The sequence below is a fragment of the Azospirillum lipoferum genome (assembly GCF_024170005.1).
Lineage (GTDB): Bacteria > Pseudomonadota > Alphaproteobacteria > Azospirillales > Azospirillaceae > Azospirillum > Azospirillum lipoferum.
On the sequence record NZ_JALJXJ010000028.1, the window covers coordinates 1 to 10564 of the forward strand.

At 65.6% G+C, this 10564-nt stretch carries 7 protein-coding genes; 6 read left to right on the forward strand and 1 reads right to left on the reverse strand.

What is annotated here, in order from left to right; genetic code table 11:
- From J2848_RS34845 to J2848_RS34865, 5 genes are all read left to right on the forward strand, one after another.
- Window positions 1-5286, forward strand: a 5286-nt coding sequence (locus J2848_RS34845) for a hybrid sensor histidine kinase/response regulator (RefSeq protein WP_253568836.1), incomplete at its 5' end; no start/stop codon positions are given.
- On the forward strand, window positions 5283-7673 hold the full coding sequence (locus J2848_RS34850) for a response regulator (protein WP_246194059.1): 2391 nt from the start codon (window positions 5283-5285) through the stop codon (window positions 7671-7673). The genes J2848_RS34845 and J2848_RS34850, both read left to right, overlap by 4 nt.
- Window positions 7674-7739: 66 nt before the next feature.
- A complete protein-coding gene (locus J2848_RS34855) occupies window positions 7740-8114 on the forward strand; it encodes a hypothetical protein (RefSeq protein ID WP_149233283.1) in 375 nt (124 codons plus the stop codon).
- A gap of 85 nt (window positions 8115-8199) precedes the next feature.
- Window positions 8200-8469, forward strand: a complete 270-nt coding sequence (locus J2848_RS34860; RefSeq protein ID WP_174473790.1) for a DUF5985 family protein — start codon at window positions 8200-8202, stop codon at window positions 8467-8469.
- Window positions 8469-8744, forward strand: coding sequence for a DUF5985 family protein (locus tag J2848_RS34865; protein ID WP_149233284.1), 276 nt, complete (start codon window positions 8469-8471; stop codon window positions 8742-8744). The genes J2848_RS34860 and J2848_RS34865 overlap by 1 nt, the downstream gene beginning before the upstream one ends.
- 22 nt (window positions 8745-8766) lie before the next feature.
- Here the strand turns inward: J2848_RS34865 and J2848_RS34870 are convergent, their stop codons facing one another.
- Window positions 8767-9141: a hypothetical protein gene (locus tag J2848_RS34870; RefSeq protein ID WP_246194060.1), complete on the reverse strand. Its 375-nt coding sequence runs from the start codon at window positions 9139-9141 to the stop codon at window positions 8767-8769.
- Between the two features lie 253 nt (window positions 9142-9394).
- Between J2848_RS34870 and purT the strand changes: the two genes are divergently transcribed.
- Complete coding sequence (purT, locus tag J2848_RS34875; RefSeq protein ID WP_149233285.1) at window positions 9395-10564, forward strand: formate-dependent phosphoribosylglycinamide formyltransferase; 1170 nt, start codon at window positions 9395-9397, stop codon at window positions 10562-10564.

The following is a 10564-nucleotide window of genomic DNA, read 5'->3' on the forward strand; positions in this document are numbered from 1 at the left end:
CGCAACATCGCCGAGGTGACCACCGCCGTCGCCAAGGGCGACCTGTCGAAGAAGATCACCGTCGATGTGAAGGGCGAGATCCTGGAACTGAAATCGACCATCAACACGATGGTGGACCAGCTGAACAGCTTCGCCTCGGAAGTGACGCGCGTCGCAAGAGAGGTGGGTTCGGAAGGCAAGCTGGGCGGTCAGGCGAAGGTGGAGGGTGTCGGCGGTACCTGGAAGGACCTGACCGACAACGTCAACATGATGGCGGAAAACCTGACCGGTCAGGTGCGCAACATCGCCGAGGTGACCACCGCCGTCGCCAAGGGCGACCTGTCGAAGAAGATCACCGTCGATGTGAAGGGCGAGATCCTGGAACTGAAATCCACCATCAATACGATGGTGGACCAGCTGAACAGCTTCGCGTCGGAAGTGACGCGCGTCGCAAGAGAGGTGGGTTCGGAAGGCAAGCTGGGCGGTCAGGCGAAGGTCGAAGGTGTCGGCGGCACCTGGAAGGACCTGACCGACAGCGTGAACATGATGGCGGCCAACCTGACCGGTCAGGTGCGAAACATCGCCGACGTGACCACCGCCGTCGCGACGGGCGACCTGTCGAAGAAGATCACCGTCGACGTGAAGGGCGAGATCCTTGAGCTGAAGTCGACCATCAACACGATGGTGGACCAGCTGAACAGCTTCGCGTCGGAAGTGACGCGCGTTGCGCGCGAGGTGGGCTCCGAAGGCAAGTTGGGCGGTCAGGCGAAGGTCGAAGGTGTCGGCGGTACCTGGAAGGACCTGACCGACAGCGTGAATTTGATGGCGGCCAACCTGACCGGTCAGGTGCGCAACATCGCCGACGTGACCACCGCCGTGGCAAACGGCGACCTGTCGAAGAAGATTACCGTGCCGGTGAAGGGCGAAATCCTGGAGCTGAAGAACACCATCAACACGATGGTGGACCAGCTGAACAGCTTCGCGTCGGAAGTGACGCGCGTCGCAAGAGAGGTGGGTTCGGAAGGCAAGTTGGGCGGTCAGGCCCAGGTGAAGGGTGTCGGCGGCACCTGGAAGGACCTGACCGACAGCGTGAACGCGATGGCGACCAACCTGACCGGTCAGGTGCGCAACATCGCCGAGGTGACGACCGCGGTCGCGAATGGCGATCTGTCGAAGAAGATCACCGTCGACGTCAAAGGCGAGATTCTGGAGCTGAAATCCACCATCAACACCATGGTGGACCAGCTGAACAGCTTTGCCTCGGAAGTGACGCGCGTTGCGCGCGAGGTGGGCTCCGAAGGCAAGCTGGGCGGCCAGGCCCAGGTGAAGGGGGTTGCCGGCACCTGGAAGGATCTGACCGACAATGTGAACGCCATGGCGACCAACCTGACCGGTCAGGTGCGCAACATCGCCGAGGTGACGACCGCGGTCGCGAATGGCGATCTGTCGAAGAAGATCACCGTCGACGTGAAGGGCGAAATTCTTGAACTGAAATCCACCATCAACACCATGGTGGACCAGCTGAACAGCTTCGCCTCCGAAGTCGCCCGCGTGGCGCGCGAGGTGGGTATCGAAGGCAAGCTGGGCGGTCAGGCCCAGGTGAAGGGGGTTGCCGGCACTTGGAAGGACCTGACCGACAATGTGAACATGATGGCGGCGAACCTGACCGGCCAGGTGCGAAACATCGCCGAAGTCACCACCGCGGTCGCCAAGGGTGACCTGTCGAAGAAGATCACCGTCGATGTGAAGGGAGAAATCTTCGAACTGAAATCGACCATCAACACGATGGTGGACCAGCTGAACAGCTTCGCCTCGGAAGTGACGCGCGTCGCAAGAGAGGTGGGTTCCGAAGGCAAGCTGGGCGGTCAGGCGAAGGTCGAGGGTGTCGGTGGCACCTGGAAGGATCTGACCGACAATGTGAACATGATGGCGGCCAACCTGACCGGTCAGGTGCGCGGCATCGCCAGCGTCGTCACCGCGGTCGCCGACGGCGACCTGAAGCGCAAGCTGGCGGTGGACGCCAAAGGCGAGATCGCGGCGCTGGCCAACACCATCAACGGCATGATCGACACGCTGGCGACCTTCGCCGATCAGGTCACCAACGTGGCGCGCGAGGTGGGCATCGAAGGCAAGCTGGGCGGTCAGGCCCGCGTTCCGGGTGCTGCCGGCCTGTGGAAGGATTTGACGGAGAACGTGAACCAGCTGGCCGCCAACCTGACCACCCAGGTGCGCGCCATCGCCGAGGTCGCCACTGCGGTGACCAAGGGCGACCTGACCCGCTCCATCACCGTGGAGGCGATGGGCGAGGTCGCGGCGCTGAAGGACAACATCAACGAGATGATCCGCAACCTTCGCGACACCACGCTGAAGAATGCGGAACAGGACTGGCTGAAGACCAACCTCGCCAAATTCACCCGCATGCTGCAGGGCGAGCGCGATCTTGTCACCGTCTCCAACATGATCCTGTCGGAGATCGCGCCGCTGGTGAACGCCCAGCACGGCGTCTTCTACGTCGCCACCCGCGACCGCGACGAGCCGCTGCTGGAGCTGGTCGCCTCCTATGCGCTGAAGGAGCGCAAGAACCTGTCCAACCGCTTCCACCTGAAGGAAGGGCTGGTCGGGCAGTGCGCCTACGAGAAGAAGCGCATCCTGCTGACCAACGTGCCGCGCGACTATGTCGCCATCAGCTCCGGCCTGGGCGAGGCGCCGCCGCTGAACATCATCGTCCTGCCGGTGCTGTTCGAGGACGACGTGAAGGCGGTGATCGAACTGGCGAGCTTCGGCCGCTTCAGCGAGACGCACCAGAGCTTCCTGGAACAGCTGACAGAGAGCATCGGCATCGTGCTGAACACGATCGCCGCCAACATGCGCACCGAGGGCCTGTTGAAGCAGTCGCAGCGCCTGACCACCGAACTGCAGAGCCAGCAGGAGGAGCTGAAGACCACCAACGAGCGGCTGGAACAGCAGGCCGCCTCGCTGCGCAAGTCGGAAGAGCTGCTGAAGGCCCAGCAGGAAAAGCTGACCACCACCAACGAGGCGCTGGAGGAGAAGGCCGAACAGCTGGAGAAGCAGAACATCGAGGTCGAGCGCAAGAATCGCGAGGTCGTGCTCGCCAAGGCGGCGCTGGAGGAGAAGGCGGAACAGCTTTCCCTGACCTCCAAATACAAGTCGCAGTTCCTGGCGAACATGAGCCACGAATTGCGCACGCCGTTGAACAGCCTGCTGATCCTGTCCAAGCTGCTGGCCGACAATCCCGACACCAACCTGTCGGACCGTCAGGTGGAGTTCGCCCGCACCATCCACGCCGCCGGCTCCGATCTGCTGGGGCTGATCAACGACATCCTCGACCTGTCGAAGATCGAGTCCGGCACCGTCACGTTGGAGATCGGCGAGGTCGTGCTGGGCGACCTGCGTAACCATGTGGAGCGCACCTTCTCGCAGCTGGCGCAGGAGAAGAAGCTGGACTTCGCCATCGAGATGGACGCAGCGCTTCCCGCCAGCGTCCAGACAGACGAGAAGCGGCTGGCCCAGGTGCTGAACAACCTGCTGTCCAACGCCTTCAAGTTCACCGAGACCGGCGGCATCACCTTCCGCGTCGCCCCGGCGACGGAAGGGTGGAGTGCGGCGCACCCAACGCTGGATACCGCATCGTCGGTGCTGGCCTTCACCGTCATCGACACCGGGATCGGCATTCCGGAAGACAAGCAGCGCATCATCTTCGAAGCGTTCCAGCAGGCCGACGGCACCACCAGCCGCAAATACGGCGGCACGGGGCTCGGCCTGTCGATCAGCCGTGAGATCGCGCGGCTGCTGGGCGGTGAAATCCGCGTCGCCAGCACGCCCGGCAAGGGCAGCGCCTTCACGCTGTTCGTCCCGCGCAGCTACGACATCGTCGCCGAGCCGGTCACTCCGCTGGGCACCCCTGCCATCGCCGCGGCGAGCGCCACCATGCCGTCGACCGCCCTGCTGCCCAAGCGGACGGAGTCGGCGACCCGTCCGGTGGTGGCGTCCGGTCCGCAGGAAGGGCTGGCGCTGCTCGACATGCAGCCGGCCAGCGACGACCGCGAGCGGCTGCGCCCCGGCGAGCCGGTGGTGCTGATCGTCGAGGACGACAACACCTTCGCCTCCATCCTGCTGGATCTGGCGCGGGAGAAGGGCTTCCGCACCATCCTGTCCAGCGGCGGGTCGGCGGCTCTGCCGCTGGCACGCAAATACCGGCCGGACGCAGTGCTGCTCGACATTGGGCTGCCGGACATGGATGGCTGGGCGCTTCTCGACCTGCTGAAGCGCGACCCGCAGACCCGGCACATCCCGGTCCACGTCATCTCCGCCAAGGACGAGCGGCGGCGCGGCCTCGCGATGGGCGCCTTCGACTATTCGGAAAAGCCGGTCGAGCGCGAGGCGATCTTCGATGCCCTGAACCGGGTGAAGAGCTTCAAGGAGCGCGACCACCGCAAGCTGCTGGTGGTGGAGAAGGACAGCCCGCAGCCGGGCGGCGTCGCCGCGCTGATCGGCAACGGCGATGTGGAGACGCACACCGTCACGTCGATCGAGGCGGCGATGGCGGCGCTGAGCGCCGACCACTTCGACTGCATGGTGCTGGATTTGTCGAGCCCGACCCTGTCCGGTCCGGTCGCCGTCGATTTCGAACTGGTGGAATGGCTTCGCACTCGCGACACGCTCGCCTGGATGCCGGTGGTGGTCTATGTCGCAGCCGACATCGCGGCGGAAGACGAGGCGCGGCTGCGCCGGCTGGCCGAAACGGTGGTGCTGAAGAGCGCTCGCTCACCGGCCGGGCTGCTGGACGAGACCGCACTGTTCCTGCACCGGGCCGTTGACCGGCTGCCCGACGAGAAGCGGCGCAGCATCCTCGACTTGCGCCAGCACGACCCGGCGCTGGCCGGCAAGCGGGTGCTGGTGATCGACGACGACATCCGCAACATCTTCTCGCTGGCCAGCGTGATGGAGGCTCACAAGATTGAGGTCCTGCATGCCGAAAGCGGGCGCGAGGGGATCGAACGGCTGCGCGCCGACCCCAACGTCGACGTGGTGCTGGTCGATATCATGATGCCGGAGATGGACGGCTATGAGACCATGCGCACGATCCGCAGCATCGACGAGTTCCGTGCCCTGCCGATGATCGCCGTCACCGCCAAGGCGATGAAGGGTGACCGCGACAAATGCATCGAAGCCGGGGCGACCGACTACATCGCCAAGCCGGTGGACATCGACCATCTGCTGTCGCTGCTGCGGATCTGGACCGCCCGGAGCGGCCGGCCGCAGCCGCGCGGTGGGGTGCAGGCATGACCCGGCGCAAGCTGCGGCCGCTGCGGGCGGTGCGGCGCGCTCCGTTCGTCCCGCCGGTCTCCAGTTTGGTGCCGGCGGCCCGCCGGTCGCGCCTGCTCGGCACCACCAGCGTTCAGCCGGGCACCATCCAGCCGACCGGCGGGGTGGAGGTGGTGCCTGCCGTCCCTATGACCACCCCGGGGGCTACGCCTTCGGCCACTGTCACGCCGCCGCCGGCCGCCGTTCCTGCGGGATGGGAAAGCGGAACCATGACCACCGATTCACATCCGCAGCCCGACAAGGCGGACGTCGCGATCCTGATCGTCGACGACGATCCGCGAAACCTGTTCGCCGTGCGCGAAACGCTGGAGGATCTGGGCGCGCAGCTGGTGCTCGCCCGGTCGGGGGAGGAGGCGTTGAAGCATCTGCTGCGCCAGGACTTCGCCCTGATCCTGCTGGACGTGCATATGCCGGGCATGGACGGCTACGAGACGGCGGAACTGATCCGCCTGCGCGAGAAGTCGCGCCACATCCCGATCATCTTCCTGACCGCCATCAACAAGGACGAGACCCACATCTTCCGCGGCTATGCCTCCGGCGCCGTCGATTACATGTTCAAGCCGGTCGATCCGCAGATCCTGAAATGCAAGGTGGCGGTCTTCGTCGATCTCTACCGCAAGACGGAGGAGGTGAAGCGCGAGGTCGAGGCCAAGCAGCGCCTGCTGGACGAGAACGAACGGGTGCGGCGGGAGATGCGGCAGGCCGAACAGGCGCTGCGGCGGTCGGAGGAGCGGCAGGCGCTGATCCTGAGCCAGCTTCCCATCGTGCTCTACACCGCCGACCTGACGCCAGGCATCCCGTTCCGTTATCTGTCCGACACGACGGAGACGGTTCTGGGCTGTGCCGCCGCCCGTTTCATCGAGGACCCGAATTTCTGGGAATCCGGGCTGCACCCGGACGACCGCAGCCGGGTTCTGCGCCAGCTGGCGTCGATCCATGATACCGGGCTGACCACGGTGGAGTATCGCTGGCGCGGTCCGGACGGCGGCGAACGCCATCTGCTGGACCAGGCGGTGGTCGTGCGTGACGAGGACGGCAAGCCGACCGAGCTGTTCGGGACCATCACGGACGTGACCGAGACGCGCCAGGCTCAGCAGCAGCTCGCCCATGCCCAGAAGATGGAGATGGTCGGCCAGTTGACCGGCGGCATCGCCCACGATTTCAACAACATGTTGATGGTGGTGATCGGCAGCCTGGAACGGCTGGTTCCTGGCCTTGCCGACGATCCCAAAGCGGCGCGGCGGGCGGAGATGGCCTTGCAGGCGGCACTGCGCTGTTCCGATATGACGCGGCGGCTGCTGACCTTTGCAAGGCGCCAGCAGCTTCATCCAGAACCGGTCGATCTCGGCGATCTGGTCGCCGGCATGGGCGAACTGATGGAGCGCACGCTGGGTGGCGCCGTCACAATCGCCATCGAGGCGCCGTCGGCCGATGCCGAGCCGCTGTGGACCGCTTCGGTCGACCGCTCGCAGGCGGAATCGGCCCTGCTGAACCTTGTCATCAACGCGCGCGACGCCATGCCCGGCGGCGGCACCCTGCGGATCAGCACCGCCAACACCCGCTTTGCCGAGCCACAGACCGGTCACGGCATGTCGGTTCCGGCCGGCGACTACATCCTGCTGTCGGTGGCGGACAGCGGTTGCGGCATGCCGGCGCATGTGCTGGAGCGTGCCTTCGAGCCCTTCTTCACCACCAAGGAGACGGGGAAGGGCACCGGCCTGGGACTCGCCATGATCCACGGCTTCGTCAAGCAGTCGGGCGGGCTGATCGGCATCGACAGCACGCCAGGGGCCGGCACCACCTTCCGCCTCTATCTGCCGCGGGCGGCGATGGACGCCGTCCATGGTGCTGGAGCCGACGAGGATGGTGCCGACGAGGCCTTCATCGGCCGTGGCGAGACCGTGCTGGTGGTGGATGACGACGCCGACGTGCGGTCGGTCGCAGCACAAGCGGTGGCGGCGTTGGGTTACCGCGTCTTGGAAGCCGACGGGGCGGAGGCGGCGCTGACCCTGCTGGACCGCCAGCCGGTCGATCTTCTGTTCACCGACATCGTCATGCCCGGCGGACTTAACGGGCGCGAACTGGCGTTGGAGGGGTTGCGCCGCCATCCCTCGCTGCGGGTGCTGTTCGCGTCCGGTTATGCCAACGGAACCACAGCGCCGGAACCGGAGGCCGGCGCGTCTACCGACACCGGCGGCACCGCCGACCCTGGCGCCGTTCTTGGGGCTGTGCTGAGACGGGCGGAAACGCTGTCCAAGCCTTACCGCGACGGCGATCTGGCCCGTGCCCTGCGGCGCGCGCTGGATTTGCAGGCTCCTCTCGCCCCGGCGGAGGTTGTCCGGGGCTGATGAGGGGAATCGAGGGCGGCGTTCCCCCACGCCGCCGGTTGTGCATATCAGGTCAGGTTCCGGTTCATGGTTTTGTCCGACGATGCGCTTACCCTGTTGCGAGGTTCGATCCGGTCTGTCTGGGCGTTGGAGCTTCTTCTTCTGCTGCGGCGGAACCCCGGCCGCGACTGGTCGAACGGCGATCTGGTCAGCGAACTGCGCGGCAGCGAGGTGGTGGTGCAGGAGGCCCTGGCGGGCTTCCTCGGCGCCGGTCTGCTGGTGGCCCAGTCCGACGGCCTGCACCGCTACCAGCCGGCGGCGCCGATACTGGACCGGTGGGTGGAGGAGATCGAGCAAGCCTACGCCACCCGTCCGTCCGCCATCATCCGGGAAATCTTCGCGGCTCCCGGCAACAAGGTGCAGATCTTTGCCGACTCCTTCCGCTTCCGCCTCAACGATTGAACCCAGTGAATGAAATGACCGCGGTTTTCATAGCCAGGATTGCGTGCCGTCCCCGTCGGGGGGAGAGCGGGGTGGGGGCGCCGGTATGGATGTCGTGAAATCGGCGGTCTATCTGCTGTGTTTCGCTGCCAGCCTGCTGTGCATGGTCCTGCTGCTGCGCAGTTGGTTGCGCTCGCGCAGCCGGCTTCTGCTGTGGAGCACGCTGTGCTTCGTCGGGCTGGCCGTGAACAATCTGCTGCTGTTCATCGATGTCGTCGTCCTGCCGACGCAGGTCGACCTGCTGCCGCTGCGCCAATTCTCCGCCATGGCCGGCGTGGGCGTGCTGCTGTATGGTTTCATCTGGGATGCCGAGTGATGCTGCCCACCACCTCCAGCTTCTTCACGGGCGCACTTGCGGCACTCTATGCCGTCGCCGGCCTGTTCTTCCTCAGCTTCTGGAAGCGGACGCGCGATGCGCTGTTCGTCAGCTTCTCGCTGGCCTTTCTGCTGCTGGCGCTGAACCAGATCGTTCTGGCGCTGGGCGGTCTGGAGCGGGAGGAGCAGAGTTGGGTCTATCTGCTGCGCCTGCTGGCCTTCCTGCTGATCATCGCCGCCATCGTGCGCAAGAACCTGGAGGGGCGGCGGCGCTGATCGGCGGTCAACCAGTTGGCGCCTATTTCCGGCCGTCGCCGAAGCGGCGGCAATCCCATTCGTCGGTGCCGGATTCGGCATGCCCGCCGTTGGAGGTGCGGTAACGGGCATCGTCGCACTGGCCGTTGCCGGCATAGGGGCTGTAGCCGCCACGGCCCCGACCGCTGCGATAGCCGCTGTTATAGCCGTTGCCGTAATACCCGCTGTTATCGTACCCGCTACGATGGCGTTGGTTCCGGTTGCGGCTGTAGTCATCATCGTCGTCATTGCCGGCAGTGGCGGCCAGCACGCCCAGCCCGACCACCGCCGCGCCGATCAGCAAGGCGCCCGCCATATCGTCGTTGCCGTTGCCGGCACAGCCGGGCAGGGCCAGCGAGGCTGCCAGGCAAGCGGCCATCACGGTCCTGCCACCAAAAAATCTGCGCCTTGCCACCGTTTTCATCGCCGCCTCCCGAAGATAGCGCTTCATTTACGCATGAACACATGAGCGGAGTTTTTCATCCGTTACCATTATAATTTCTTTTTAGAAATATTTGCGCTGCAACGTTCCCGCTTGGCAGGTGCATACGGGAGGTTTACGGCAGGACTTGGCCCGGCCGGGGGGAAGCCCTATGGTTCGGCAAGCTGTCGCCAATATCGGGAGTGCATGGATGTTCACCGCCAGGATCCTTCTGCTCGGCTCCGGGGAACTGGGCAAGGAATTCGTCATTGCCGCCAAGCGGCTGGGCTGCGAGATCATCGCCTGCGACAGCTATGCCAACGCGCCGGCGATGCAGGTCGCCGATCATGCGGAGGTGTTCTCCATGCTCGATGCCGACGCCCTGCGCGCGGCCATCGCCAAGCATCGCCCCGACTATATCGTGCCGGAGGTGGAGGCGATCCGCACCGAGGTGTTGCACGAGTTCGAGGATGCCGGAACCACGGTCGTCCCGTCCGCCCGTGCCGCCACCATGACGATGAACCGCGACCGCATCCGCGAGGTCGCCGCGACGGAACTCGGCCTGCGCACCTCGCGCTATCGCTATGCCGAGAGTCTTGGGGAGGTGCGCGCCGGGGCGGAGCACACCGGATTTCCCTGCGTGGTCAAGCCGGTGATGTCCTCGTCGGGCAAGGGGCAGAGCACGGTGCGGGACGCCGCCGGGCTTGAGGCCGCCTGGGATTATGCGGTGGCGAACATGCGCGGCGACCGCCGCAAGGTGATCGTCGAGGAGTTCGTTCCCTTCGAGTACGAGATCACGCTGCTGACCGTCCGTACCCGCGACGGCATCCTTTACTGCGAGCCGATCGGCCACCGGCAGGAGCGCGGCGACTATCAGGAATCCTGGCAGCCGGTCGCGATGCCGCAGGCGATGCTGGACGACGCCAAGGCGATGGCGGCACGTGTCGTCGACAATCTTGGCGGCTATGGCATCTTCGGCGTCGAGTTCTTCGTCACCGCCGACGAGGTGATCTTCTCCGAACTGTCGCCGCGTCCGCACGACACCGGCATGGTCACGCTGCTGTCGCAGAATCTGTCGGAGTTCGAACTGCACGCCCGCGCCATCCTGGGCCTGCCGATCCCGAACATCGTGTGCCGTGCCCCGTCGGCCTCCGCCGTCATCCTGGCCGACCGCGAAGCGGAGAGTTTCCGCATCGACGGGCTGGCCGAGGCGCTGAGCCTGGGTTCGACGGAGCAGGAGGTCGATGTCCGCCTGTTCGGCAAACCGACCACCCGCAAGAACCGCCGCATGGGCGTGGCGCTCGCCACCGGCACCGATACCGACGATGCACGGGCGCGGGCCAAGCAGGCGGCCGACAAGGTGACGATCCGGTATCCGTAA